At 41.2% G+C, this 26,939-nt stretch carries 30 protein-coding genes and 1 riboswitch; of the genes, 5 read left to right on the forward strand and 25 right to left on the reverse strand.

The features are described 5' to 3' along the window. Window positions 1–11: 11 nt before the first annotated feature. The 3 genes from FQ087_RS17140 to FQ087_RS17150 all read right to left on the reverse strand — a co-directional run bounded on the left by FQ087_RS17140 (window position 12) and on the right by FQ087_RS17150 (window position 1,835). The gene (locus FQ087_RS17140; RefSeq protein ID WP_149581804.1) at window positions 12–332 is read right to left on the reverse strand and encodes a DUF4183 domain-containing protein; all 321 of its coding nucleotides are present in this window, start codon (window positions 330–332) and stop codon (window positions 12–14) included. Between the two features lie 81 nt (window positions 333–413). Beyond that, complete coding sequence (locus tag FQ087_RS17145; protein ID WP_149581805.1) at window positions 414–842, reverse strand: DUF4183 domain-containing protein; 429 nt, start codon at window positions 840–842, stop codon at window positions 414–416. Between the two features lie 141 nt (window positions 843–983). Then, entirely contained in the window at window positions 984–1,835 is an 852-nt protein-coding gene (locus tag FQ087_RS17150) for a dimethylarginine dimethylaminohydrolase family protein (protein ID WP_149581806.1), read from the reverse strand. Window positions 1,836–1,966: 131 nt separating this feature from the next. On the opposite strand from FQ087_RS17150, the gene FQ087_RS17155 reads away from it, so the two are divergent. Next, window positions 1,967–2,704 carry a YqcI/YcgG family protein gene (locus tag FQ087_RS17155; protein WP_149581807.1) on the forward strand — a complete coding sequence of 246 codons (738 nt, stop codon included), beginning with the start codon at window positions 1,967–1,969 and terminating at the stop codon, window positions 2,702–2,704. 101 nt (window positions 2,705–2,805) lie between these two features. Here the strand turns inward: FQ087_RS17155 and FQ087_RS17160 are convergent, their stop codons facing one another. The 19 genes from FQ087_RS17160 to desA form a co-directional block, all read right to left on the reverse strand. Further along, window positions 2,806–4,116: a D-serine ammonia-lyase gene (locus FQ087_RS17160; RefSeq protein ID WP_149581968.1), complete on the reverse strand. Its 1,311-nt coding sequence runs from the start codon at window positions 4,114–4,116 to the stop codon at window positions 2,806–2,808. A gap of 168 nt (window positions 4,117–4,284) precedes the next feature. Then, window positions 4,285–4,485: a hypothetical protein gene (locus FQ087_RS17165; protein ID WP_149581808.1), complete on the reverse strand. Its 201-nt coding sequence runs from the start codon at window positions 4,483–4,485 to the stop codon at window positions 4,285–4,287. A 158-nt stretch (window positions 4,486–4,643) separates the two neighbouring features. Then, a complete protein-coding gene (locus FQ087_RS17170; RefSeq protein WP_149581809.1) occupies window positions 4,644–5,534 on the reverse strand; it encodes a D-alanyl-D-alanine carboxypeptidase family protein in 891 nt (296 codons plus the stop codon). 114 nt (window positions 5,535–5,648) lie between these two features. Next, window positions 5,649–5,816, reverse strand: a complete 168-nt coding sequence (locus tag FQ087_RS22530; protein WP_188006793.1) for a hypothetical protein — start codon at window positions 5,814–5,816, stop codon at window positions 5,649–5,651. 469 nt (window positions 5,817–6,285) lie between these two features. Further along, window positions 6,286–7,104: a tryptophan 2,3-dioxygenase gene (kynA, locus tag FQ087_RS17175; RefSeq protein ID WP_149581810.1), complete on the reverse strand. Its 819-nt coding sequence runs from the start codon at window positions 7,102–7,104 to the stop codon at window positions 6,286–6,288. Then, a complete protein-coding gene (gene kynB, locus FQ087_RS17180; RefSeq protein ID WP_149581811.1) occupies window positions 7,101–7,748 on the reverse strand; it encodes an arylformamidase in 648 nt (215 codons plus the stop codon). Before kynB ends, kynA begins: the two co-directional genes overlap by 4 nt. After that, a complete protein-coding gene (gene kynU / locus FQ087_RS17185; protein WP_149581812.1) occupies window positions 7,745–9,010 on the reverse strand; it encodes a kynureninase in 1,266 nt (421 codons plus the stop codon). Before kynU ends, kynB begins: the two co-directional genes overlap by 4 nt. Window positions 9,011–9,225: 215 nt before the next feature. Continuing rightward, complete coding sequence (gene thiE, locus FQ087_RS17190) at window positions 9,226–9,840, reverse strand: thiamine phosphate synthase (protein ID WP_149581813.1); 615 nt, start codon at window positions 9,838–9,840, stop codon at window positions 9,226–9,228. After that, window positions 9,830–10,639, reverse strand: a complete 810-nt coding sequence (gene thiM / locus FQ087_RS17195; RefSeq protein WP_149581814.1) for a hydroxyethylthiazole kinase — start codon at window positions 10,637–10,639, stop codon at window positions 9,830–9,832. Before thiM ends, thiE begins: the two co-directional genes overlap by 11 nt. Further along, a complete protein-coding gene (gene thiD, locus FQ087_RS17200; RefSeq protein ID WP_149581815.1) occupies window positions 10,636–11,445 on the reverse strand; it encodes a bifunctional hydroxymethylpyrimidine kinase/phosphomethylpyrimidine kinase in 810 nt (269 codons plus the stop codon). Before thiD ends, thiM begins: the two co-directional genes overlap by 4 nt. After that, entirely contained in the window at window positions 11,414–11,944 is a 531-nt protein-coding gene (gene thiW / locus FQ087_RS17205; protein WP_149581816.1) for an energy coupling factor transporter S component ThiW, read from the reverse strand. The genes thiD and thiW overlap by 32 nt, the downstream gene beginning before the upstream one ends. Window positions 11,945–11,965: 21 nt before the next feature. Beyond that, a complete protein-coding gene (locus FQ087_RS17210; protein ID WP_149581817.1) occupies window positions 11,966–12,979 on the reverse strand; it encodes an ABC transporter substrate-binding protein in 1,014 nt (337 codons plus the stop codon). A gap of 22 nt (window positions 12,980–13,001) precedes the next feature. After that, window positions 13,002–13,766, reverse strand: a complete 765-nt coding sequence (locus FQ087_RS17215; protein ID WP_149581818.1) for an ABC transporter permease — start codon at window positions 13,764–13,766, stop codon at window positions 13,002–13,004. Then, on the reverse strand, window positions 13,753–14,499 hold the full coding sequence (locus FQ087_RS17220; protein WP_149581819.1) for an ABC transporter ATP-binding protein: 747 nt from the start codon (window positions 14,497–14,499) through the stop codon (window positions 13,753–13,755). The genes FQ087_RS17215 and FQ087_RS17220 overlap by 14 nt, the downstream gene beginning before the upstream one ends. A gap of 23 nt (window positions 14,500–14,522) precedes the next feature. Continuing rightward, window positions 14,523–15,212 (reverse strand): thiaminase II, encoded by a 690-nt coding sequence (gene tenA / locus FQ087_RS17225; RefSeq protein WP_149581820.1) that lies wholly within the window; start codon window positions 15,210–15,212, stop codon window positions 14,523–14,525. Window positions 15,213–15,244: 32 nt separating this feature from the next. Next, complete coding sequence (locus FQ087_RS17230) at window positions 15,245–16,510, reverse strand: acetylornithine deacetylase (RefSeq protein WP_149581821.1); 1,266 nt, start codon at window positions 16,508–16,510, stop codon at window positions 15,245–15,247. Window positions 16,511–16,615: 105 nt separating this feature from the next. Beyond that, a riboswitch (TPP riboswitch) is annotated at window positions 16,616–16,719 on the reverse strand. A gap of 226 nt (window positions 16,720–16,945) precedes the next feature. After that, window positions 16,946–17,557 carry a response regulator transcription factor gene (locus FQ087_RS17235; RefSeq protein ID WP_149581822.1) on the reverse strand — a complete coding sequence of 204 codons (612 nt, stop codon included), beginning with the start codon at window positions 17,555–17,557 and terminating at the stop codon, window positions 16,946–16,948. 1 nt (window position 17,558) lies between these two features. Beyond that, on the reverse strand, window positions 17,559–18,689 hold the full coding sequence (locus FQ087_RS17240) for a sensor histidine kinase (protein WP_149581823.1): 1,131 nt from the start codon (window positions 18,687–18,689) through the stop codon (window positions 17,559–17,561). A 94-nt stretch (window positions 18,690–18,783) separates the two neighbouring features. Then, window positions 18,784–19,836: a Delta(5) desaturase DesA gene (gene desA / locus FQ087_RS17245; RefSeq protein WP_149581824.1), complete on the reverse strand. Its 1,053-nt coding sequence runs from the start codon at window positions 19,834–19,836 to the stop codon at window positions 18,784–18,786. A 361-nt stretch (window positions 19,837–20,197) separates the two neighbouring features. Here desA and FQ087_RS17250 point away from each other — a divergent pair, with 361 nt between their 5' ends. From FQ087_RS17250 to rpoN, 3 genes are all read left to right on the forward strand, one after another. Continuing rightward, window positions 20,198–21,262, forward strand: coding sequence for a M24 family metallopeptidase (locus tag FQ087_RS17250; RefSeq protein ID WP_149581825.1), 1,065 nt, complete (start codon window positions 20,198–20,200; stop codon window positions 21,260–21,262). A gap of 152 nt (window positions 21,263–21,414) precedes the next feature. Continuing rightward, window positions 21,415–22,518, forward strand: coding sequence for a M24 family metallopeptidase (locus FQ087_RS17255; protein WP_149581826.1), 1,104 nt, complete (start codon window positions 21,415–21,417; stop codon window positions 22,516–22,518). Window positions 22,519–22,730: 212 nt separating this feature from the next. Further along, complete coding sequence (gene rpoN, locus FQ087_RS17260; RefSeq protein WP_149581827.1) at window positions 22,731–24,041, forward strand: RNA polymerase factor sigma-54; 1,311 nt, start codon at window positions 22,731–22,733, stop codon at window positions 24,039–24,041. A gap of 99 nt (window positions 24,042–24,140) precedes the next feature. On the opposite strand, the gene fabG is transcribed toward rpoN, so the two are convergent. The 3 genes from fabG to FQ087_RS17275 all read right to left on the reverse strand — a co-directional run bounded on the left by fabG (window position 24,141) and on the right by FQ087_RS17275 (window position 26,135). Beyond that, complete coding sequence (gene fabG, locus FQ087_RS17265) at window positions 24,141–24,881, reverse strand: 3-oxoacyl-ACP reductase FabG (RefSeq protein ID WP_149581828.1); 741 nt, start codon at window positions 24,879–24,881, stop codon at window positions 24,141–24,143. Between the two features lie 134 nt (window positions 24,882–25,015). Next, window positions 25,016–25,348 carry a bacillithiol system redox-active protein YtxJ gene (ytxJ, locus tag FQ087_RS17270; RefSeq protein WP_149581829.1) on the reverse strand — a complete coding sequence of 111 codons (333 nt, stop codon included), beginning with the start codon at window positions 25,346–25,348 and terminating at the stop codon, window positions 25,016–25,018. A 214-nt stretch (window positions 25,349–25,562) separates the two neighbouring features. Continuing rightward, window positions 25,563–26,135, reverse strand: coding sequence for a glycerol-3-phosphate acyltransferase (locus FQ087_RS17275; protein WP_149581830.1), 573 nt, complete (start codon window positions 26,133–26,135; stop codon window positions 25,563–25,565). A 146-nt stretch (window positions 26,136–26,281) separates the two neighbouring features. Here FQ087_RS17275 and FQ087_RS17280 point away from each other — a divergent pair, with 146 nt between their 5' ends. Continuing rightward, a complete protein-coding gene (locus FQ087_RS17280; protein WP_223145612.1) occupies window positions 26,282–26,926 on the forward strand; it encodes a phosphatase PAP2 family protein in 645 nt (214 codons plus the stop codon). The last annotated feature ends 13 nt before the right edge of the window (window positions 26,927–26,939 follow it).

Genomic DNA, 26,939 nt, shown 5'->3' on the forward strand with positions numbered 1-26,939 from the left:
CAAAATTTCAGTTACGTTACTGTAACTAACTCTACAGCTTCTATAACCAATGGAGTTCCTGCAGATATATTGCCAGTGACACCATTAAAGGTTAATTCTGTTGCAGTAATGGCATACAAACCGCCCTCTTGTAGTACACCGTTCAAATAGAGATTGTAGTACCCATTCGTTACTACTGGAAAAGCTGTTGCAGCCGTTCCATTGTCATTCAAAAAAGTAGTTGCAGCGACAGTAGTACCGTCGACGACAGCTAAAGGTGCTGCCAATACATTAAAAAACCTTGTCGAAGTACCTGTAACAGCAACATGAATATTAATAAGGGATAGCGCCATTTTATTCACCTCCTTTTGTCTACTTTATAGTAAATGTAAGACCTCTACGAAGTGACAGGGCTGTCCAAAAAACAAGCTTTATTATTCGTATGAAAACCCCACTGATTCAATAATAATTGAATTACTGTCTGAGATTTTTGAAGCAGTAGGAATAATAATTAAGGAATTCGTATTTACTGTATATAATCCTCCCTCTTGCATTATCCCGTTGATGTATAGATTAACGTACCCGCTTGGGTTGAAAATCGAAAAGTGAGTGGTTATGTTTCCATTATCATTTAAAAATAGATTTGAAGGAATAGTTACCCCATTCGTCAAATCAATGTCAGTGGTCGGGATATAAAAATATCTATTTATGGTCGGCGTGATACTATCTATAGGGGTACTTTTCGGGATATCTCCAATGCAAGTAGAGTTTATTTTTATGCGTGGCCAGCATCCAACTCTATTTCCACAATCAGTGATACTGTTAAATTTCAATACCTTCTTATTTCTTTTAGGTTGCTCCATTATTTTTTCACCTCCGTACCATACTATATGATAGTAGTTTGTTATCTGTTTGACTGTTTGACCGTTTGGCACTATTTCGCATGCATTCTTATTGTCTTGCAAATAAAAAACCCCACTCCACAGTGAGGTTTTTCATCGTTTCTATTCCCTATTGACCGGCATCGAGCAACATCTGAAGGAGCCGCCGGATTTGATAATTTCCGAGAAATCGACTTCTATGACTTCAAATCCTTGTGCACGAATTTGTGCGTTGACTCGTTTGTTTTGCGGTAGACTGAACACTTTTTTGTTACCGATTGATAAGACGTTTGTGCCCATCGTGAATTGTTCTTCTTCGGATACTTCGATGAGCTTGTATTTGGCCGAAAGCATGTCGACTACTTCAGGATCGAGTGCTTTTGGGAAAATAAGCCCTACTTCGGGTGACAGGATGTTAAATACACAGTCGAGATGCAAGTATTTTTCATCGAATGGAACAGGAATAATTGTGTAATCTGGAAGATCAGCATTTAATTTCTCAGCTGCTTCAATGGATGTACGGCTACTGATTCCGACATACAATGTACCTCGATCTACGATGACGTCTCCGCCCTCTACTCGATTCGTTGTCGTCTGGAACGAGATATCCTCTTCTTCCAACCATTCTTCTAACGCCTCTTCTTCCCCTTTACGAATATCACTTGCCATTTCCGCAACGAAAATGTCGTCACCAACAGCAAATCCGATATCACGTGTAAATACTTGTTCCGGGAATTGTTCGGATGAGGGCAATTTGATCACTTCGACTCCATGTTCTATAAGGAGTTCTTCAAACTCTTTATGTTGTTTCATTGCGAGTCCGACATTTATGTTCTCATCTTCGTATTCTTTTTGTACAGCATTGATTACTTCGTCAATCGCCATAAACTTAGGTTGACATAGGATGACGCGTTGCAGCGTATCATACTCTGTATCGCATTTTATTGTGTCTGTATTTTCTATAGGGGAATTCATGTTGGATCCTCCAATTTCTTTAGTCTTCTTTACACTTCCCCATCAAATACTATTTAAACATTTTAATGGTTTGCTCCCGCACCTAACGGGAATGGGTATATATAGATATTGAGTTAAATGGAGGAGAAACGATGATTCTGAAAGATAAGGCTTTATTGACAAAAGAGGATTTTGCGGAACGTACCGATTTGCCTGATTGGCTGTTGAAGGAATACCGGACATTCCATAAAACTGTTACCGATAAGACGTTTCCTTGTTATTTCGGTATGGGAGGAGAGCTTAAGGGCGAATTGCGCTATGGGTATATAACACAGAACGACTGGTCCAATTTGCCGGAAACATTGAAGTCATTTTTGGCACTTTTCGAAGATCCCGCACATAAGAGGCATGGGTTATTCGTGTTTGTTGAGCCATTTGAAACAGAAGGTTCTTTGGATGAGTACAGGAAGCAGTTCTGGGAAATATTGCAGTACTTGCATGGTGTGGATGAAATCGAATGGCCTGCAGATAGTCCCCGCGATCCTGCCCATCATCTGTGGGATTTCCGTTTTCATGGCGAGCCGATTTTTGTGTTTGGCAATGCACCGGCTTACAAGCAGCGAAGAACGCGAGATCTTGGCAATGCAATGGTGCTCGGTTTTCAGCCTCGTCGCATCTTCGAAGGGTTGAAAGGGACGGAAAAGGGTGGAGTCATGTCACGAGAAAAAGTACGTGAGCGTGTTGAGTTATGGGATCAGCTGCCGAAACATCCGGATATTAGCCATTTCGGAGACCCTGAACATAACGAGTGGAAACAATTTTTTATTGGGGATGATGTGGAGCCGATTCAAGGAAAATGTCCATTCTCGCATAAAGAGAAGATGGACTAAAAAGTGCCCAATAAAGACAAAAAACCTCACACTTCTGTGAGGTTTCTCCTTACGGGCAATTATTTCCCAAATACTGTCGATTTCCCGGGAAATAAAGCGAATTATTTCCCAGCCATACCATAGTACAAATTCATCTCTACTTCAGGTACCATACTGCCACCTGTTCCCCAGACCAGATGTGTAGCATTTGCTAAATTAGCATCTTTCACATCTCCACGAATGGCATGTACTAGGCCTGTCATCCCTGCAAGCGCAGATGGTTCTAGTCGAATGTTTTCTGTATCTGCAAGAAGTTTTAATAACTTGAACATCGTTTCGTCCGCGATTGTGTAACAACCGGATAATAACGGTTCCATCGTCTTGCCCACGAATCCAGAAGCTGTGCCTACTGCGAGCCCGTCTGCAACGGTTTTATTGTCTAGACCAAAGTCTTGAACTGAAACCTTGTCGTGAAGACCAGTCATCATACCGAGCATCATACATGGAGAATGCGTTGGTTCTGCGAAGAAACAGCGGACTGCATCGCCGAATGCGAGCTTCAATCCAAATGCTACACCTCCAGGACCACCACCAACACCACATGGCAGATAAACGAACAGCGGGTTGTCTTCATTAACGACTGTACCACGCGCCTTCATCTGCGCTGCAACACGTTCTCCCGCAACTGCGTAACCTAAAAATAAGTCGAGTGAGTTTTCGTCATCAACGAAATGACATGAAGGATCTGCATCTGCTTGGCGACGCCCTTCTTCAACGGCCTTGCTATAATCATCAGCGTACTCAACGACCGTAACGCCTTTTTCACGTAGCATATCCTTTTTCCATTGTTTCGCATCTGCAGACATATGAACAGTAACATCGAAACCGAGCTTGGCACTCATGATGCCGATGCTTAGACCAAGATTTCCTGTTGAGCCGACAGCGATTTTATGTTTGGCGAATAAGCGAGTGAATTCCGGCTCTGCAAATTTAACATAATCCTCTTCTGTTGTTATCAATCCGTTTTCAATTGCAAGTGTTTCGGCGTGTTTTAGGATTTCGTAAATTCCTCCACGTGCTTTGATAGAACCTGAAATCGGTAGTGCATTGTCTTCTTTCAGTAGAAGTTCACCAGAGATTGCTACTTTGTATTGATTGGCAAGCGCTTCTTTCATGTTCGGAATGGCAGTAATCGGTGATTCGATAATGCCATTCGACGCTTTTGTTTCCGGGAAGACATGCGCGATATATGGTGCGAAACGTTTTAGTCGGTCAGATGCATCTTTTACGTTTGGTACAGTCACACCTGTTTTAGAAAGTCCCGTTGTTGTTGACTCCATTAAGGGGTTGAGCCACAGTACTTCTTCATGCGCTATTAGCTGTTCTAAAAGAGGGAGTTTCTTTTTCCATTCATTTACTTGTGCTTTTTCCATCATGTTTATCGCCTCATTTTTAGGGGATTTTGTATGAATAGTATAACATGCGAGTAAATTGGATTCACATTTAAAAATGGCACTTCCCTATTACTCGTCGTATACCACCTCTAATACTTCTGTAATTAAATATAGCCCCACCAAAGGTTTCGGCAGGACTTCATTTTTTCATTGTGTGTGACTAATCGTGGAAAGTACTTTTTCTTCGGGCATTTTCATAACCCTAGCGATCGTTTCAACCGGAAACCCTTCAGTATGCATGCTAAGAACAGTTTCTTTTTTGCCTTCTTCTTTACGTTCACGCATCACTTCATCTTCACTAATCCGATGCAATTCATCATTAGCTTTTTCAATTCCCACGTCAGTCATCGCAACCTCCCCCTTTACTTTGTCATCTCCAGATTGAAATAACATCCACTTGGTTAATAGATCTCCAACAGTCAATTCTTCGCTAGCTACACTTTAGGAATCTCTAAAACATGAATTTCCAAGATGTCTGTAAATTTGATTTGCTCTTCTTTGTCCATTTAACTATCCAACACAAATCTCTCAATCAACTCTCTCGTCAAATCAAATCTCGGAGTTGTGTTATCTTCCCCAGCTGCTTCAACATCTATTACGACAGAAATAATGCGTCGTCCATCAAAAACTCCAGTACTGACAAAGCAAGAGCCCGCCTGATCTGTAAAGCCTGTTTTCAATCCGTCGATTCCCTCAAAGGCTTCGGGCATGCCCGCAAGCATCAAGTTGGTACTCCACAACGTAGTTCCATTCCCCGTTTTGAAGCTCGGAAGCCTTGTGAAGTCGAGTACTTCGGGATGCTTGGCAATCAGCTTTTGCGCAATAACTGACACGTCACGTGCAGAGGCACGATTTGTTTGTTCGTGCCCTTTGCCAATGTAATCACCATCAAGTCCGCTTGCGTTGAAGAACGTCGTCTCCTTCAGACCGAAAATGCTGGCTTGTTTATTCATCAAATTAACAAACGTTTCTTCCGTTCCACTCACCATTTCAGCAAGTGCCACCGCTGCGTCATTTGCAGAACTAACCGTCATAGCCGAGAACAGTTCTTTCAATGTATACGAGTTACCAGCTGTCATGCCGAGTTTGACTGCAGCGGATTGCCCTACATTTTGTAGTATCGCTTCACTTGGCTGGTACTTACTCTCCCATGATAAATTACCGTTTTTGACGGCATTGAGCACGAGATACTGCGTCATCAACTTAGACATACTTGCGATTGGTAACGACTCCGCGCTATTTTCCTCGTAAATTACTTTACCCGTACCAGCGTCTATCAGAATAATTGCATTTGCAGTAATCGCTAAATCTGCTTTCTCAAAAATTTTCTCTTTGTTGTTCATCACAAATGTAACGCTCAACACAAGTATCACTAGTATAAAGATCAATTTCTTCATATTTTCCACACCTTTTCAGTAATAAGAGTTCATTACCTTAATCATGAACGGTAATAGTGAAGAATTACCTAGTATTATCATGAAGAATTTCTTAAGTTTTAGTGTACAAGCTGTCTATAGAAAACGATTGATTACCCAAATGACGACCAAAACCGCCCCAAATCCAAACCAGATGAGCGCAAGCAATTTTTCTCTTTTCTTCTTATCCTCCATTTTCCTCGTTAGAAAACGCGCGAAAAATTCTACTGCTATCGCCAAGATAATAATTAGTATCCAACGCATGTTTAACCCTCCATTTCTACTGTTATCATTTTTCTTGATTATTAGTCCCAATACGCTAATTCTATCACTCATTTCGACGACTGCGTACAATCTGTAACGCACACACAACCCCCGTCCTTGCCGAATATAATACTAGAACAACTCAGTAATGGTGGTGCTTATAATGGAATTAACAATAAGTCCGCCTATCGATGATTGGTAATTTCGGTAGGGCAACATAATTTCAAGCACATTGTTCGCTTACTGGATATTTCAAGGTCGTGGCAGTGAACCACAGCGGTTCGCGGAGGAGAACTACTGTCGACGGGCAATCAGTTCGACAGGTTTATTGCCGACAAACTTGCCTCCAATTAGTGAACAAGAAAAATAAATTTCAAGTTATTTTGAATAAGATACTAAAACTCCGCCAACTCGATTTGTTGGCGGAGTTTCTATGGCTTATTGTTGATGATTGACAACTTATGAGCTGTTATAACTTCGTCCGCACATCCCATAACTCTGGAAAGAACTGATGATCCAGTACAGACTTTAAGTAATTCACACCAGACGAACCACCCGTCCCCATTTTAAAGCCGATAATTCTTTCAACGGTTTTCATATGACGGAAGCGCCACTGCTGATGACTGTCTTCGATATCGACTAGCTTCTCCGCAAGCTGATATAAATCCCAGTAATTATCAACGTCGCGGTATACTTTCATCCACGCATCCGCCACTGACGAATCCCCTTTGTATGTAACGGTGAAATCGCGTTCGAGCAGTTCCGGGTTTATCGCGAAGCCAGCCCTCGAAAGTGCACGTATCGCCACATCGTAAATACTTGGTGCGCGAAATGCCGCTTCTAAGTCACTTGCGAGTTCGGGATCTTTCTCGTAAATCTTTAAAATATGCGGTTGCTTATAACCGAGCGCGAACTCAATAAGCCTGTTCTGGTAAGACTGGAAGCCTGATGAACGACCTAAACTGTCCCTAAATTCCATATATTCGGCGGGTGTTAGTGTCGACAATACATCCCACGCCTGGATAATCTGCGTCTGCGTTTTCGACACGCGTGCAAGCATTTTAAACGCTCCCGGCAACTCATCTTTTTCAATTAATTCTATGGCCGTATTAAGCTCATGCAAAATGAGTTTCATCCACAACTCGCTTACTTGGTGAATGACGATGAACAACATTTCGTCATGATGGCCAGACAGACGTTGCTGACTCGATAGTAATTTGTCTAGATTCAAATACTCTCCGTAAGTCATATTATCTTTGAAATCCGTGTGAATTCCTTTTTCAGTCATGATTGGTGTGGTCCTCCTTCGATTGGTCGTAATACTGCGCGAACTGGACTGCCATCGCCATCTTTTAGAGGAAGTGGTAATGCAATCAGTTCATAATCACCCGGTTCTACTGCGCTTAGCACGATATTCTCTAAAATCATGACACCATTTTGATTGAGAGAATGATGGGCACTGACCGTCTTACTCGTTTCCGGATCAACGGATGGTGTATCGACGCCAATAAGACGAACTCCTCTTTCTAGCAATAATGGACCGATATCTGCGCGCAAATACGTGAAAGTTTCCGGGAATACATTTGGATCAGGGCGGCTACCTGTTTTCAATAAAATCCGTACTGCCCCTCCGAAATCGATGTCTTCTAAGTCAGCACGACCAATACTTTCTTTTCCCGAAACGTCGAGCACCCGTGCACGCCCGATGTATAAATCAATCGGTAAATCGAGCACTTTTAGCCCGTTGTCATCGAAGTGAAACGGTGCGTCAATATGTGTTCCCATATGCGTACTTGTTGTTAGCTTCCCAATATTCACTGAACCAGTTTCGTTTTTTGAATATGCAACTTCATATGCAAATGGTGTGTCACCCGGCCATTCCGCGATATCATTTTGCAGTGGCTGTGAAATATCAATCCATTGCCCCGTCATGCGACAACACCTCGTTTATTCTCAAATTTCTCGTAGCGTTTTTCATCCATGATGATTTTTAGTTTCTGCACAGTGTGCCAGACGTCTTCAAAAGAATTATAAAGTGCGACCGGCGCAAGTCGGACACCGTTTGGCGCGCGGAAGTCTGGAATAATACCGTCTTCTTTCAGCGCTTTGCAAATTCGAGCGGCTTCTACATGCTCAAGCAAGATATGGCCACCGCGCGATTCGTCCACCGGGTTACCAATTGTGAAACCTTGCGTGGACAGTTCCTGTTCAATTAACGCCAGCATATAGTCCGTCAGCTGCAGTGATTTTTCGCGAATTTTTTTAATGCCTATTTCTTCAAACAATTCGAGTGCCCCGATAATCGGTGCCAAACTAAGTACATGCGGTGTTCCGATTTGATAGGCAGTCGTATCCATCGCAGGGTCCATTGTATGATCCATATCAAATTGCGATTCCTTTTTCGAACCAAACCATCCCGCTAATCCTGGCGCTGTCCCGAAATGTTTGTCATGAACGAACAGCCCTGCAACTGAGCCAGGTCCACCGTTCAAATGCTTGTATGTACACCAGAAAGCAAAGTCCGTACCCCATTCATGCAGCGCATGTTCAATCGAACCGATGGAATGGCATAAATCAAAGCCAATCGGGATACCTTTTTCATTTGCAGCTTTCGTGAGTTTCTCCATATCGAGTATTTGCCCACTTCTGTATAAAACGGCTGGCAGAACGACAAGCGCGATGTCTTCTGTCATCGCCTCGATGATATCATCTTCATTTAAAAATCGGCCGTCCCTGCTTTTCACCTGGACAAGATGTTCATCCGGATTAAAACCTTTCAGTGCCAGTTGGCTTTTTAGTGCATAAATGTCCGATGGGAAATTTAGTTCGTCAGCGAGAATCTTTGTTTTAGTCCCCGATGGTTTGTAAAATGTCGCGGCAAGCTGATGCAAGTTTGTCGTTGTCGAACCCGTTGCAATGACCTCATTTTTTGTTCCCCCGACAAGTGGCGCCATCTTTTCTCCAACCGACTCCGATAGGTAAAACCACGGATTATCGCCTTCTGTCCAGCCATCGATACCGAGTGTTTTCCACGAATTAAGTAATTCGTGCAGCGTGCGCTCGGCCCGTTTTGATAATAAACCGAGTGAATTTCCGTCCATATAAATAGTGTTTTCCAGTAAATAAAACTCATCTTTGTAGTTGGTAAGATTGTCTTTATCGTCAAGTTCTCTTGCAAAATTGATTCCAAACATGTTTGTTCCCCCTCGTTTGAATTTTCCGTAATTAGTGGAATTGTAACATATTGAGCGTACTTGTAACGGGGTTTATTAGCAGTATAATAAACAATGGTCAAAATCTCTTACATTGGAAAGCTGCAAGATTGTCGATTAATAATCAAGAACCTTCCATCTATTCGTATTGTAATAAATGGACGATTCTCATTCGTCTTATGAAAAGTAGTACATACTTATTTCTGTTTCGAGAAAAACTCTCGAGCAATTTGAGTAGGATTTTCAGCTTGCATTAATGCGGACACAACAGCAACACCAGCTATCCCTGTATTCCATAATGACTCGATGTTTTCAAGCGTAATCCCACCAATCGCCACGGATGGAATCGAAACCGACCGTGTAATTTCTTCAAGTATTCCGGCCGGTAGAACTTTCGCATCACTTTTTGTCCCCGTTGGAAATGCCGCACCCACTCCTAGATAACTCGCACCCGTTTCTTCTGCTAACAATGCCTCTTCCACTGTCGAAACCGAAACGCCAACAATCATCGACTGAGGCAAAATGTTTCTAACCGCGTGAAGTGGCAAATCACTTTGTCCGATGTGCACACCAGCTGCGCTCACTGCAAGTGCAACATCGACGCGGTCGTTAATAATGAGTGGAACATCGTACCGATCAAGTAGTTCTTTCAATGCTTTTGCTTTCTCATAAAAAACATTGCCATCACTACTTTTTTCCCGTAGCTGAACAAGAGTAACGCCGCCTTCAATTGCTTCTTCTACAATTGTCAGTAATGTTTCTAATGGAGCCGCCTCTTCCGTAACAAGATAAAGTGTCAAATCAAGATTCAAGTAGACGCACCCCTTCCTTCCAAATATCCCCGTTCATATTGAAAATTTCATCCATTAACCGAACTTTATACATGCCAATTCCTTCACCTTCTTGAAGATTACCTTTTGCTCGCTCGCCAGCCAGACTCATCAAAGACATCCCAGCAACACTCGCTAAAAAGTAGTTATCCGTTGTTCCAGCAAAGCATCCGATTAATGAAGTAGTCATACAACCAGTGCCAGTAATGATTTTCAACCAACTGTCCCCATTATCGATTTGAATCGTTTCCTTACCATTTGAAACCGTATCTACCTTGCCGCTTACGACAACTACGCAAGAAAAAAGATTTGCTGCTTTTACAGCAAGCTCTTTCCTAGTTATAGTAATGTCACCTTCATCTACTCCCCGCGTCTTGGAAGCACCGCCAATTAACGAATCTACCTCACTTGCATTGCCACGAATAACCGCAACATCCACTTGTTGTAGTAACTCTTTCGCCTTCCCTTTACGAAATGCCGTTGCACCAACCCCGACTGGATCAAAAATAACAGGAACTCCTTTCTTATTTGCAGCTTTACCCGCTAAAACCATTGCCTTAAATCCTTCAGCTTGAATCGTTCCAATATTAATAATGAGTACATCCGCTAATTGCACCATTTCCTCTACCTCGTTTACACTTGTTGCCATCACGGGCGACGCACCAGCTGCAAGCGTTACATTCGCACAATCATTGATGGTAACTACGTTCGTAATATGGTGGATCAGAGGATTTATCTTACGAATAGTTGAATACAGAGCGATCACTTTTTCCTTATTCATCTCGTTTTTTCCCAGTTCGCTTTTTCATATAAATCATAAAAATGGTTCGTCGGTCCATGTCCCGAACCTAACTCTAAACTATGTGTAATTGCAGTCGTTATATATTTTTTTGCTAACGTTACAGCCTCAAACAACGTTGCACCTTTCGCAAGATTTGCTGCGATTGCAGATGATAATGTACAGCCCGTGCCATGTGTATTTTTCGTTTTAATCCGTTTTGATTTTAACCAGTGGAAGTCCTCGCCATCATAGTAAAGGTCATTGGAATCGCCGGTTAAATGACCACCTTTAATGAGCACAGCTTCGGTCCCCATTTCTTTTAACTCGATGCATGCTTTGTACATCTCATCTTGAGTTTGAACCGATCTCCCTACCAATGCTTCGGTCTCAGGGATATTTGGTGTGATTAACGTCGCTAACGGAAATAGTTTGTTTACTAATGCATTTACTGCCGACTCTTGCAATAAATAATGCCCCCCTTTTGAAATCATTACCGGATCCACTACGACATGTTTCGGTTTGTATTTCTGTAGAGACTCTGCAACCACATTGACCGTTTCAGCATTCGCAAGCATTCCGATTTTAACTGCACCCACTTGTATATCATCAAAAACCGCTTCGATTTGATCCTGAATTATTGCAAGATCAATATTTTGAACAGAACGAATTTCACGCGTATTTTGTGCTGTTACTGCTGTAATTACAGACATCCCAAATACACCTAAAGCAGACATCGCTTTTATATCCGCTTGAATCCCCGCCCCGCCACCAGAATCAGATCCTGCGATTGTCAGTGCTGTTTTCATAGAAATAACCTCCGATTGCTTTATTTTTCGTTAATGTTGTCAGCAAAATAAATGCGATAGTTGCACCTGTAAAAGAACTAATCATAAATGCGGGAATGAAACCAAACAGCGTTAATTCTCTACCGAATAGAAGCACCCCTATAGGATAAGTTGCCGTTGCACCAATTATCCCTGTTCCAACCACTTCTCCCAAAAAAGCAAAGCCGATTTTCTTCGTTTTCAGAAATAAATAACCCGCCAAAAGCGCACCAATCATACTACCTGGGTAAGCAAAGATGGAACCGGTCCCAAGCATATTTCTTAATGTCGAAACAATAAATGCACCAGACACTGCATACCAAGGTCCGAGTAATACAGCCAATAATAAATTGGAGAAGTGTTGAATTGGAAAGATCTTAGTAAACCCTACTGGAATAAAAATTAGATGGCTTGATAATGTTGTAATTGCAATAATAATAGACGTCAACGTTAACTTATTGGTTTTATTCAATCGTTTCATTCCACCCTAACCTCCGTGACCTTACTTCGACATAATATTTTCAAAAACGTCTTTCGTATCATACTTTTCTTGTATAATTTTCTTTTCAACTAACCAATCAATAACTGCTTCCCAACTTTCCTCCTCTTGATAACCAAACGGAAGATTTTCAGCATCCATGAGCGGTAACAATATTTCTAGGCTTTGCGCTTCAATTTTCTTATCTAAAGGAAAACTATTATTTTCATGATCTAATAACACTTGTAATCCAGCTTCCGGATTCTCTTTCACCGCTTCTTGTCCTTTAGCCAATGCACGCCAAAACTTTTCAAATAAGGGTTTCTTCTTTTTTAACGTTTCTTCCCCTGTAACGATAATCAATTCATAAGATTCCGGGACACCATAATCAGAAGGGCTCACCACTTCGATATCGTAGCCTTCTTTTCTTAAAATAACTAGTTCATGGTTAATATACGCACTCGTTAGTGCATCCACATTATCTGTGGCAAGTGCAGGCATTAAATCCCATCCTACATCCATCATTTTGACCTTGCTCGGATCCCCACCATCCGTTTCTACCATCGTCTCTACAACTGCTTGACTGATTTCAGAAGAAGCAAATCCAACTGTCTTATTTTCCAAATCTTTTGGGGATGTTATTCCACTCTCTTTCTTATACATAATGCCGTTTAGAGAATGTCTTACAAATGCGGCAAGGGATACGACCGGGATCTCCTCACTTCTTGAGAGTGCTACTTGCATTTGATAACTAATCGCTAAGTCGACCTTTCCAATGGCAGCTAGCTTTAGTGGGTCATTCGTTTCGGCCGGCATTTCAATCGTGACATTCAATCCTTCTTCTTCAAACAAACCTTTTTCTTTTGCATAATAAATGCTAGAGTGAACCGCATTTGGATACCAATCTAGCATAATGCTAATGTCCTCTAACTCTTTTTCGTTTGCACTGCTACTCTTCCCTCTTTGTGAACAACCGGTAAGTATCATTAAGAGTACGGCAACCATCATTATCCGAACTATCCAACTCTTTTTCCCCATCACATTCCAACTCCCCAGCAACTTAATCATTTTTCCAACTTAAAAACCGCTTTTCTAAGATTGATACAAAACCGAACAACATCATCCCTGCAATCGATAACAAGGTGATTGCAGAAAATACACCTTCAGCATTTAAATTTCCCGACATTCTCCGGCTATAATAACCAAGTCCTTCGCTTGCACCAAGCCATTCCCCGATTGTTGCACCAATTAAAGCAGAAACAATGGCGATTTTCAGTCCAGAAAAAAAAGAAGGCAAGGCAGACGGAAAGTATAGCTTTTGAAACAAATGTCGTTTTGTTGCACCCATCGAACGTAAGAGATCTACATATTCTTTATCTGTAGATCGCAACCCGTCAAAAGTTCCTACAACAACTGGGAAAAACGAGATAAGAACTGTCACCGCAACTTTGCTCCAAATTGTGTACCCAAACCAAAGGACAAATATTGGCGACAAAGCAATAATTGGGATTGTTTGTGAAATGAGCACTGCAGGATACATTAACTTTTCTATTATTTTTGAAAAAAACATGGAAACTGCTAAACTGATTCCACCGATTACAGATATCGTAAATCCAATCGCAAACTCCAACATCGTCATACTTAAATGTTCCTGTATGAGCGGTCGCCAATTTCTACTAATTGCTACAACAACACTGGACGGTGCCGGCAAAATATATGCCGGTACAATCTTTTGATGAACGATCCATTCGATTCCTAGCATCATAATGATTGAAGCTATAATAAATAAGGCATATGATTGGAACCACTTTTTAACTGTTGTCATGAGCAATTTTCTTCTCCAATTTCTGACGTAGCATAAGCAACTCCGTTGAACGTTGTATCTCTTGCGTTCGCGGCCTTGGTAAATCGACCACTACCTCCTCTAGTGACCGATCCGGAGAAAGAAGAACAATTCGGTCACTCATAAACACCGCTTCCTCAAGGTCATGTGTAATAAATAAAATGGTTTGATCAAGCTCTTGCCAAATGGACAATAGCCACGTTTGCATCTCTTTTTTCGTTAACGCATCAAGTGCCCCGAAAGGTTCATCGAGTAATAGAATGCCCTTTCCAGTTAATAACGCCCGCAAAAAAGCTGCTCTTTGTCTCATACCACCGGATAACTGTTTCGGAAGTGCGTTTTCATATTCCAATAGACCAACCCGCTCCAACCAACTTCGGGCTTTTTCTTTTGTAATTGTTAAGCCTTTTTGTACTTCACCAGCAATCATTATATTGTCAATAATCCTCCTCCACGGAAGCAGCAAGTCATGCTGAGGCATATAACCTACATCACCCAGCGTAATTGACTTTCCATGAATTGTTATTGTTCCCGCTTCCGGCTTCAGAAGGCCGGTGATTAACTTCAAAATCGTACTTTTACCGGTACCACTTCTTCCGATCATCGAGACGAACTCTCCTTGTTCCACTGTCAGATTAAGCCCTGATAACACTTGATTTTTTTGCTTATCTTCATTCATAAACGAATAGGAGACATCTTTTATTAGTAGTGTCATTTTTACCCCCTCACACTAGTAGATTAAATTGACCATCTTTCTTGTTTATAGTTCATATCCCAAAATAGATATTCGTATTTCGACGTCATTTGAAAGTGTTTCTCTATTTGTACTAGCTCGCGTTCTGGTTTCCCCTCTGTCAATTGATCCATTAGCTCAATTAACCACTTAGCCCCTGCTGCAAACTCGTCTGAGTCGTAAGCTTCAATCCACTTCGCATACTTATTCGAAGCGATTTGGTCTCCGTATTGTTTTCTGAGCAGCTTCCCAATTTCCCAATAACCCCAAGCACATGGAAGTAAACAGGAAACTAGTTCGACTAAAGATCCATTTTGAGCAACGTTTAACATATAACGTGTGTACGCTAAATTCGTAGGCGATGGTTCTGTTGCTTCGAGCTCTTCTTTCGTAATGCCGAACTCCGCCGCGAATGCTCTGTGTAAGTCCATTTCAAAGTGAATCGTATCGTGCAATGTTTTCGAAAAACTCTGCATCATCTCTAAGCTCAACGACTTTTGCACACCTAGCGCAAAAAGCTTCGAGTAATCGACTAAATATACATAATCCTGTTTCATATAATAAATAAACTTATCTTCTGAAAGCGTCCCTTTTCCAATCTCTTGGACGAATGGATGATTATGATTTTTCTCCCAAATCGGTTGTGCATTTTCAAACAATCTGTCTGTGAATTTCCGCGTTTTTATGATTGACATAACAAATTCCCCCTGCGTGGTCTTAACAACCGTTATTTTTTTGTATTACACCAATTCATTACAAATAGCATAAGCGTTTTCGTAAAAGTCAGTAACTCTTCAATATTGATTTTTTCATCTACCGAATGTGCTTCTTCAAGTTTTCCGGGACCGTAAATAACTGTTGGAATTCCGGCTTCACCTAACCATCCGGCATCTGTCACGGATTTGGACATCCCAATGAATGCTGGATTATCTTCTATTTTTTCATGACATTGTGCAAGGAGCTGAACAGCAAAATGATCTGCGTTCATCTCAAGTGCCGGAAATATTTCTCCTCGCTCTTCTATCATCGATTTTCCACCCCAACGAAATTGAAGCGGGTTTTCCCTTAGCCACGGATCAGCCATTGCGACACGGTTTAAGTGTTCTTCGATTTCATCTGCAACGGATTGATACGTTTCATGCGGATAAAAATGAACCGTAATCCAAAGCCTGCATTCATCCGCAACAAAAGCTGCATGTCTTCCACCTTCAATAACTGCGGGGTTAATTGTATTCGTACCTGGCGCAAACCCTGGATATTGCTTTGTTACGGCCCAGTGCCGTTCTAAATCTTGAAGACCCGCAATGACTTTCATCATTTTCTCAATCGCACTTGCACCTTTGACAGATCCACCTGCATGGAGCATATTCATTCGCATCGCATCATGGAATACTTCCTTACTTTTAATCGTTATCCAACCAGTTATTACGCCGCCTTGCCCATGGATTTGTCGATCACTGCTATCGACAACAAGTGCAAAGTCTGCTGAATATCCTTTTTCCACACATGATAATGTTCCTGCTTCACCTGCTTCCTCCCCAATAACAGACTGAATTTGCAAGTCGCCTTTAAGCTCGATATTCAATTCATTTAATAATTTCACTGCAAATAGCGTCGCCGCTACGGCGCCTTTCATATCAGACGTTCCCCGGCCGTATGCAAATCCATCTTTAGTTGTAAGTTCAAAAACTGGAACGGTCCACTCTGATTCATCACCAACTTCAGCGATATCAATATGTCCGTTAATAATTAAGCTGTTATATCGGAATCCATCAGTCCCCTTTTTTATTCCGACAACATTCGGATCTTCAGGAAATACGTCCCAACTTGTCGTCTCAAACTTTTCCTTTTCTAAAAATCCTGAAATATATTGTTGCAATTCGACTGTATTTCTGGCGGGTGGACTAACTGTTGGAAAACGAACTAAGTCCGCAAGTAATTGCAGCAATTCATCTTGACGTTCTTCTACTAATTTAGAAAATTGATTTTCCATCCCAATTATCATAATCTCCCATTCCATGTTTAATTTTCGACATAATAAAAGCCGCCTTCCATAGCTGGAAGGCGGCTGTTGACTACATAATAAAAAAAACTGATTGTAGTGGTTCAGCTGCTTCCCTACGCTAGTATTAACTAGATCAGGTTCAAAGGGTTTACATCAAAGATGTGTCTCAGCCTATAAAGGCCCCCCTAGCAAATATATTCGATTATCGGAAAATACTAAGAATTCAGCGCTGAATTCTACTAAAGGTTATCACATATGAATTAAAATGCAAATAACTCCTCAGTTTTGGATAGGTGATTATATTGAGCAAATAGTAGGTAGAGTCAAGCTGAAAAAGGGCTCGCACTGTCCAGTATCTGAAATAGTTCTCCACACAAAAAACCGACATCGCTGTCGGCTCACTCTCTTCTGATTCAATTCAATTCACTTAAACCAGCCCTTCTCCTTAAACCGAGAAATCGCTTCAATTCGGTTCCCAACATCAAGCTTATCCAATATTGCAGAAATGTAATTTCGCACTGTACCAGGCGTCAGGTACAACTCGCCTGCGATTTCTTTTGTCGTCTTCCCATCAGCGATTAGGACGAGCACTTGGTTTTCACGCTCCGTCAGAGGATTTGCTGTTTCGTCCCCGTCCCCGTAAGCAATGTCGACAAGTTCTGGCGCGTAAATTCGACGTCCATCCATTATTGTTCGGATTGAACTGACAAGCTCCTCGATCGGACCGTCTTTCAACAAATAACCTCGAACTCCCGCTTTCCTCGCACGTTCGAAGTAGCCCGCTCTGGCGAATGTCGTTAGAATAATGATTTTACAAGACTCATCCATCAACGCTTCTGCCGCGTCTAGTCCCGTCATCACCGGCATTTCAATATCCATGATGCACACATCGGGCTGATGTTCTTTCACGAGCGCCACCGCTTCTTCGCCGTTTTTCGCTTTCCCTACTACTTCCATATCATCTTCCATATTCAATAATGATCCAAGTGCTCCGAGCATCATCCCTTGGTCTTCCGCTATGACAATACGTATCACATCAATCACTCTCCATAATATGTTGTATGACTGCAGGAACACGAATCGATAATTTCGTTCCTTCGCCACCCTCGACACGAAGGCTTCCGTTGACAAATTCAAGTCGTTCACGCATTCCAGTCAAACCATTTCCAGGTGACGTTTCTCCACCCCTTGTAATGCCGATTCCATCGTCCACCACATTGATGACAAATTCATTCGGCAATTGTTCAAACGAAACGCGGCAAGTCTTTCCATAACTATGCTTCACAACATTTGTCACAGCCTCTTTCAAGCACATACTCAACACGCTTTCAACGATGGCCGGTATGTTGGTGAACGACGGATTCCCCTCAATGGTGTACTCCATTTCAGCCGCCTTCAACATCTGCTTAATGCGAATCACTTCATCTTCCAGTTTAGTTGCCCGCATACCCGCAACTAGCTCCCGAACTTCCTTCAACGCTGTACTGGCGGTCTGCCTAATATCCCGCAGCTCTCTTTCAGCCGCTCTTGGATCACGCGATACCAATTTCCCCGCTAAATCACTTTTCAAGCCGATAAGTGATAGCTTCTGACCAAGTGTGTCGTGTAAATCGCGGGAAATTCGTTCGCGTTCCTCTAGGATAATCAACTCCGAAATTCGTTCATTGGCATGTTCCAATTGCCCTACCAAGTTTTCTCGCTTATTCCGGTTGTATAAATTGAACGGTAACAATACTGTACCGATCACCGAGATGAGAATGAAATGAACTTGCGAAAGAAATAAGTCGAGTTCGATGAAAAAACCTGCGACAATCGCAATAATTGTAATGGCGATATGCAGCCCGTATATAATGAAGAATCCGACTTGATTGCGAATATTACCTATGAAAAACGCAGTAAATATAGATAAATATACATAGCCAAATAACAGTGTCATCACGACGTTTATCACAATTTCAAAACTGATCCACATATAAACAAGCCCGCTCTTCGATTTGAATGAAAATCGATACGACAGGAAAAATAATAATAACAATGAAATTCCAATAGAAATTTCAATCGGCGACGATGATCTGAATATGAAAAAGAATGGAAGAAAACAAAATACAGCCCACGCGTAAATACTAAGCCAAGGATTTTTTGGAAAGATACTATACCAACTTTGCATACCGTTCTGTCACCATCCTGTCTGTACTTACCATTGTACCAAATGGGTGGATAAAAAAAACAGTCATCCTCTGAAGAGATGACTGTTTTCAGTATTATTTTCCGTCGAGACTTGTACGCTTCGGTTTCAAGTCAATTGAAGGACGTGCTGAGTTTAGCATATGCTTCACATCTTTGAATGCGATAAACCTTTTCTTCTCCGGATCATACAAGCGGTAGCGAATTGATGACAAGCTTTCTTTGATATTAATCGTTGTTGCTACGTGAAGAGGCGGTGTCGATTCATGCGCAAGTTCCAAGTTGTAATTCGGAACACGTGGTGCCAAGTGATGGACGTGGTGGAAACCGATGTTCCCTGTCGCCCACTGCAACAAACGCGGTAATTTGTAATATGAACTACCATCGATAGCAGCTTTCACGTAATCCCACTCAGATTCCTCTTCGAAATAAGAGTCTTCAAACGTATGTTGAATGTAGAACAACCAGATACCGAGTGCTCCTGCAACAAACATGATTGTTCCTTGTATAAGAACAAATGCCTGCCAGCCAATAAGCATGATCATACCCGTGTACAGAACAACAAGTATTGCGTTAGTTAAATACGTATTGTTACGTTCTTTCTTACGTGCATCTTTACGGTTGAAACGGCTTGAGATAAGCACTAGGAAAAGTGGTCCGAAACCGAACATAACGATTGGGTTACGGTATAAACGGTAAGCAAAACGCTGCCATTTTGATGCTTCAACGTACTCTTCAACCGTCATGACCCAAATGTCACCCGTACCACGCTTGTCGAGATTCGAGCTTGTTGCATGGTGAATTGAATGTTCGCGTTTCCATTTTTCATAGGCAAACAGTGTTAGAACACCGGTAATGGTACCAACAATATCATTTGTTTTCTTGTTTTTGAAGAATGAACCATGTGTGCAATCATGGAAGATGATGAATGTTCGAATGACAAATCCTGATGCAATCACAGAAAGTCCTATCGTTAGCCAGATAGAGACTGACAAACTTTGATATGCTAAAAACCATAGGATTAGAAATGGTGGGACTGTATTGATAAGCTGCATAATACTTTTCTTTTTATCTGACTTAGCAAAAGGGGCAACGTCTTTGTGTAACTGCTTTGTTTTTTCTTTAGACATGTTGTGTGATCCTCCTTCAATCTGATGTTCTTTTTCTGATTCGCTATCTTGAATCTAATGATAAAGAACTTTCGGACTTTGAAAAAGGCATAACTGTCATAATGTTTACTATGACAAGTGTCACTTATTGTGAATTAATTCACAATCATTGCTTTATCCCAGCCTAGAGGGCCGTTTCTAGAGTCACTCAATTTATGACGTCTAGCACCCCTGAATTCAGAACCCATAGAATAGTAATGCAATTCCCTTACCAACTCGTTAAAATATATTAGGAGGGCTATGAAACTTAGAACATGAGAACACGGTACAAAAATTACATACCCTTTAAACCGTATTGAAAATATGATGTGGGGGAACAAACATGGATAAGCTAGCAAAATTAAGAGCACAGTTCGATCAACTTGGAGTAGATGGCCTATTAATTACTAATGGCGTTAACCGCCGCTACCTAACAGGTTTTACAGGTAGCGCTGGAACTGTCGTAATTACTAAGACGGAAGCATGCCTCTTCGTAGATTTCCGATATGTCGATCAGGCTCATTCACAAGTAAAAAACTATTCGGTTATCCAGTTAGAAAGAGAATCCATCTACACAGGTGTTGCCCAAATGGCAGAGAGATTAGGTATTTCAAGACTAGGATTTGAACAAGGTAACCTAACCTATCATTTGCATGCTCAGTATACTGAAGCATTACACGGTGAGATGGTTCCTCTTTCAGGCGTCATAGAAAGTCTTCGTACGATTAAGACTGCAGAAGAACTTCAAAAAATTAAAACGGCTGTTGAAATCTCTGATTCTGCATTTAGTCACATTTTAACTTATATCCGTCAAGGGGTTACAGAAATCGATGTGGCTAACGAATTGGAGTTCTATATGAGAAAACAAGGCGCAACATCGTCTTCATTTGACATAATTATCGCTTCTGGCCACCGCTCTGCACTTCCACATGGAGTAGCGAGTACAAAGGTCATCGAGACAGGCGACATGGTGACACTTGATTTTGGGGCATATTATGAAGGCTACCGTTCGGATATGACAAGAACGATCGCAGTAGGTCAGCCAAAAGAAGAATTGAAAAGCATATACACCATTGTGCTGGACTCGTTGTCAAATGCACTTGCAGGAATTACACCAGGTATAACAGGTCGAGAAGCAGACGCATTTTCAAGAGATTATATCACCGAAAAGGGATATGGTGAGCAATATGGACATGGATCCGGGCATGGCCTAGGTTTAGATCTTCATGAGGAAATTTTCATGTCCCCTAAATGCGACAAACTCGTTGAAACTGGAATGGTTCTTACTGTTGAACCAGGTATTTATATTCCAGGTCTTGGCGGTGTAAGAATTGAAGACGATATTTTAGTAACTGCAAACGGGAATGAAATTCTTACAAAATCACCAAAAGAGTTAATTATTTTGTGAAAGTAAGATTGACTTGAAATAGAGAGCTCTACTGAATTTTCTACGGCGCTAGATGGAGCCTTCACTCAGTTGATATAGGTATTTATTTGTTAAACTTATGTAGTATAATTTCTACAACAACATTAATTAAACAACTTTAGGAGGGTTCATTTTTGGGTACTATATATGAAGCAAGACGAGCAATGTTAAAATCGTATCTCTCCGAGAACAATATCACTGCAGTTATGATTACCGCGCCGGCAAATGTGTTTTACTTCACAGGATTCAATTCAGATCCTCATGAACGATTCATGTCTTTGTTCATTGACATGCATACTAATAATACATATTTGTTTGTCCCAGCATTAGATAAAGATGCCGCTTTGCTGGTATCTGATATCACAACAATCATTCCGATTTCAGACGAGCAAATACCTTTCGAGGTTGTCCGTGAATCGGTTGGTGAAATTTCAAAAACAGTTGGTATCGAGGCCAAGGCGTTGAGTTATTATCTTTACAATAGCTTGCTGGAATTTTTCCCAGGTGTACAAGTCGTCGATGTGCAGCCATTCATTAACAAACAAAGAATGAAGAAGTCTAAAGAAGAAATCGCAAAATTAATAACGGCAATCGAAATCATTGAAAAGGTTTTGGAAGAAGGCATCAAGAAAGTGAAGATTGGAATGTCCGAATCGGACTTGACTGGAGAATTGGAGTTCCTAATGAGGAAATTCGGCGCGGACGGTCCTTCTTTTTCAACCATCGTGCTTACCGGTGAAAAGGCGGCATTGCCACATGGTTCTCCTGGAGAACGAAAACTCCAAAAAGGAGATTATCTGTTGATAGATTTCGGAGTCATCAAAGACGGATATTGTTCTGATATTACAAGAACCTTCATTATCGGAGAGGCTTCAGAACAACAAAAAGAAATTTATGATATTGTTCTTCGGTCGAATGAAGCAGGCATCAATGCTGTACAAGCAGGAGTACCGTTGAAGACCTTTGATATTGAAGCAAGAAATGTCATTATCGCGAACGGCTACGGGGAGTATTTCAATAACCGTGTCGGACACGGTTTAGGTATCGAGCTCCATGAAGAACCTTCCATCCATCAAAATAATGAGCAGATTGCTGAAGCTGGTCTTGTCTTTACAATCGAGCCTGGTATTTATATCCCGGAAGTCGGCGGAGTCCGTATTGAAGACACTGTCTATATCAATGAAGACGGTAAAGTTGAAGTATTATCTTCATTCCCGAAACAACTTCAAATTCTATAAGTGTCTCATTTTGAATATGCTCTTGTATATGTCGTTAGACGGCTTTCACGTAAAGTTGCTGATGATAACATATACAAGGGCTTTTTTACACCCCTTATATTAATCTAAAAATTCTAATTCTATGTCGAATTTTATAAATTCCTATGTTATCATTAGAACCACACCGATGAAAGCGCATTCATTTGTTAACAGCATCAAAAGGAGGATTTATTATGGAGCTTGTACTCCGGCAACGGCAGGAACTGAATCTGCTAATGACTTTTGAGTTAAGGCAAGCTATTGAATTACTACAATACTCCACTTATGAACTCGAACAATATATCAGACAACAAGAGTTGGAAAATCCGATTATCGAACTGAAGGAAAAAGAGGAGAAACCCGTCTTTGAAGAAAGATTAAATCGACGATCTTCTTTCAGTGGTTCTGCGATGCCAGTTGATGTCATCCAAAGTAGTGATCGGAACATGCGTGACGAATTACTCGATCAGGCAAAGTTCATGTCCTATGATGAGCATACACAAATACTCATAAAGTATCTCCTCAACAATCTCGACGACAACGGCTACTTGCAGGTTCCAGACAACAACTCGAATGGCTATTTGTCATTTGATGAAGGTGATATTGAAAAAGGAATTCACCTTCTTCAACAATTAGGTCCAATCGGAATAGGCGCCAGGGATTTGAGGGAATGTTTGCTTCTACAAATTACTTACAGCTATCCTGAAAATAAGTTAGCTGCCTGTTTAGTGGAACATCATTTAAACCTCGTTGCAGACCATAAGTGGAATGAGATTGCTTTAAAAATGAATATTGAAATGGCTGTAGTGAAAGACCTCTTCGATTTCATCCAAACACTAAGTCCAAGGCCTTGCGCATTCATTTCTAATTTCCCAACAGAGTATTTGACGCCCGACATTATCGTCGATTGGAAGAATGGTGAATTTATATTTCACTTGAATGACGGCCATTTACCAACTATTCATATGAATAAAGATTATTCGCAGTCCCTTCATGTGAAAGACGATGCATCAAAATATATCAATACACAATATAAAAACTATCAATGGCTTATAAGCAGCATTGAACAGCGCCGAAATACGATTATTAAAATCGTGCACGTCCTTTTGGAAAAACAAGAAAGCTTTTTTAAGAATGGATTCCGTTCATTGAAACCTCTTACACTTAAAGAGGTCGCCGATGAAATCGAGATGCACGAATCGACTGTCAGCCGAGCTACGATGAACAAAGTAATACAGACATCTTTTGGTTCCTTTGACCTCCGTCTGCTGTTCACTTCAAAGTTGGAAACGGCAGACGGAGATACCATTTCTCAAACAAAGATGAAAACACTTCTGAAAAACTTCATAGCCCAAGAAAATAAATTCAAACCTTATTCCGATCAAAAAATAGCCGAATACTTTAATACTGAACAAGGGATTACAATCTCTAGGCGGACAATCAGCAAGTACAGAGAAGAACTACGAATACCCCCTTCAAGTAAACGTAAGGATATTCAGGTCTAGACAAATAGAAGAGGGATGGAGGCGTACAGTCACCTCCACTCCCCCTCTTCTATTGCGTACTTTTTACCTGATTGTGATTACTCCGCTTTTTCACAGCCGTCACTTCAACATGCCACCGTCAACTTCCAAAACTGTTCCGTTAACAAAGTCTGATTCGTCGGAAGCTAGAAATAGGTAAGCATTCGCCACGTCTTCAGGAGTACCCATTCGGTTATAAGGTGTCATCATCTTAATTTGTTCCAACACTTTCTCCGGAATTGTATCGATCATATCTGTTTCGATGAAACCTGGTGCGACAGCATTTACATTGATGCCTTTTCGACCAAATTCCTTCGCCCACGTCCTTGTCATACCGATAACACCCGCTTTCGCTGCGGCATAATTCGTTTGACCAACGTTCCCCCCCGTTCCCGCGATCGAGGAAGTATTAATAATTTTCCCTTTGCCTTGAGCAAGCATTGTAGGAAGGAAAGCTTGTGTACAATTGAAGACACCCGTCAAGTTCACATCTATTACTTTCTGAAAGTCAGCTGATTGAAGCTTTAGCATCATTGCATCTCTAGTAATTCCAGCATTATTAATGAGGATATCCACTTTTCCAAACTGCTCGATCACTTTTCCCGCCATCTCTTTTACATCTTCACTATTGGACACATCCGCCCTGAAGAAAGCCCCCTCAATTCCCAATTCATTCAGTTGTTGGACTTTTGCTTCTCCCGCCTTTTCATCAAAATCAACAATAGCGATTTGTGCTCCATGTTTACCAAAAAGTGTAGCTGCCACTGCTCCAATTCCATTTGCCCCGCCTGTTATGACAACAGTTTTATCTTGTAAACGCATATAAAGAACCTACTTTCACTCATCTTTTGTCGGACTCTTTTAATAATTCTTATTTTATCATATTGATTGGAATTCTGTAGAACATCTTGTAATCTAAAAAACAGGCACCCCCAAATTAGGACGCCTGTTTCACTTTATTTACTTCCGTATTCCTTTACAGCTAGTCCAATTTTTGATCCGCTAATCGAGTAATGAGTCGCCTGCCAGACCGCTTTTCCATCCTTCAACAAAAACAGTTGGGGCGATTGGTGTTCAACACGTAGATTACTTTCGATTTCATTGGAAACAGGACGACTTTCCTGTACTTTAAGAAAATATTTCGGTACCTCCGCTTCGGATGACTCAAATGCATTGTAGGCTGCGGCACTAACTGGACATGTCGTACTATGTTTTAAAACGAACAAAGGATTCTTTTTCGATTGTTCCAATACGTCATACCACTCATTAACTGTTCGTAGTTCCTTCATGACATTCATCTCCTTCTATATTAAAATGTTTTCCCGTTAGAGTTGGTTGTAAACACTTGCTCTTCCGTGGATATTAACAAAGGAAGTAACTGAAGCATACCAGCCAATTCCTATCGCGCAAATAAATGCTTTTATAATGCACGTTGAAATCATTTAATAATTAGTCCTCATCTAACTTCTTTGCTGAATTAACTTCTGACCATAAAGTTAATCCTCAACTCTTTCCGGGCATAATTTTCTGTTTCAAATCAGGCCAATGCGTAAATAGAAGAAGTGTTGATAGCAAGCAGGCAGCAATGAAAACAGGAATTTCATACAAAAATGCTAGCACTATAATGGGCATCAATAGCACTGCACTTAGTCCTGCTAGCGTAAAACTCTTTACAAACGGATAGATGATAAGATAAAGGCCCATAAAAACGAGAAACAGTAGCGGATTAAATACAAGCATGCCACCTATATAAGTGGATACGCCCATCCCACCCCGAAACTTCAAAAATAGAGGGTATACATGTCCTAATGTTACAGCGAAAAGGGCCAAAATTTCTACATCCGCACCAAATCCTAGCCACTTAGCAGCGCAAACGGCCAGCACACCTTTTAATGCGTCTCCGATGAATGTCGCAACGAATGCCTTTTTCCCAAACACCCGCCCGGCATTACGTGCACCTGGATTTCCGCTTCCTTCTACCCGGATATTTTTCTTATAAAAGAAACTGCTAATAATCGAGCCAGTCAGGATATTGCCAAGCAAGTAAGAGCATAATAATAATAGAATGAGTGTCATAATCGGTCCTTTTTAGTAAATGATAGGTTTTTTCTACTATAGCATCTTTCCAAAAATATGATGAATAATATCCAAACGTATTGTTTGCTGTATTTTATTCTTGGAGATGGTATACAATTATGGTTCAAATGAAAGGAGTGCATTCAGTGCACGAGCGCAAACGGCAACTTCTACTAGCGTTTATTCTTTGCATCGGCTTCGGTTTGACATTCGTTTATATCGCTACCGCTGTCAGCAATAACTCAATTGGACGTTTCGATACTGCAATTATTGGCTTTATCCAAGGACTAGAAGCACCTTGGCTAACAGCTATCATGAAAGGTTTCACTTGGGTTGGCTCTGGTTTAGCCGTTACTACAATTACCGTGATTGGATTTATTGTCCTATACTTTTTCCTACGCTACCGCCAACAGTCATTTCTATTGACGATCGTAGTTGTCGGATCAATTCTATTTAACAAAATGCTTAAATCCTATTTCAAACGGGAGAGACCTGAACTTCACCGGATTATGGATGCAGGCGGCTTCAGCTTTCCAAGCGGTCATTCGATGATGGCATTCGCCCTTTACGCAATCCTCGCCTACATCGCTTGGCGAAATGTTAAAACAACCACAAACCACGTTCTTCTTTTTCTGTTCGCCGCCTTCATGATCATCATGATTGGAACAAGCCGTATTTACCTTGGTGTCCATTATCCGAGCGATATTATCGGGGGATATATAGCAAGCGCACTTTGGGTGACGTTGGCAATTTCAGTTTACTCGTATTTCCAGAACAAACGCGAGACATAAGAGAGACCTTTCC

The sequence above is a fragment of the Sporosarcina sp. ANT_H38 genome (assembly GCF_008369195.1).
Classification (GTDB): Bacteria; Bacillota; Bacilli; order Bacillales_A; family Planococcaceae; genus Sporosarcina.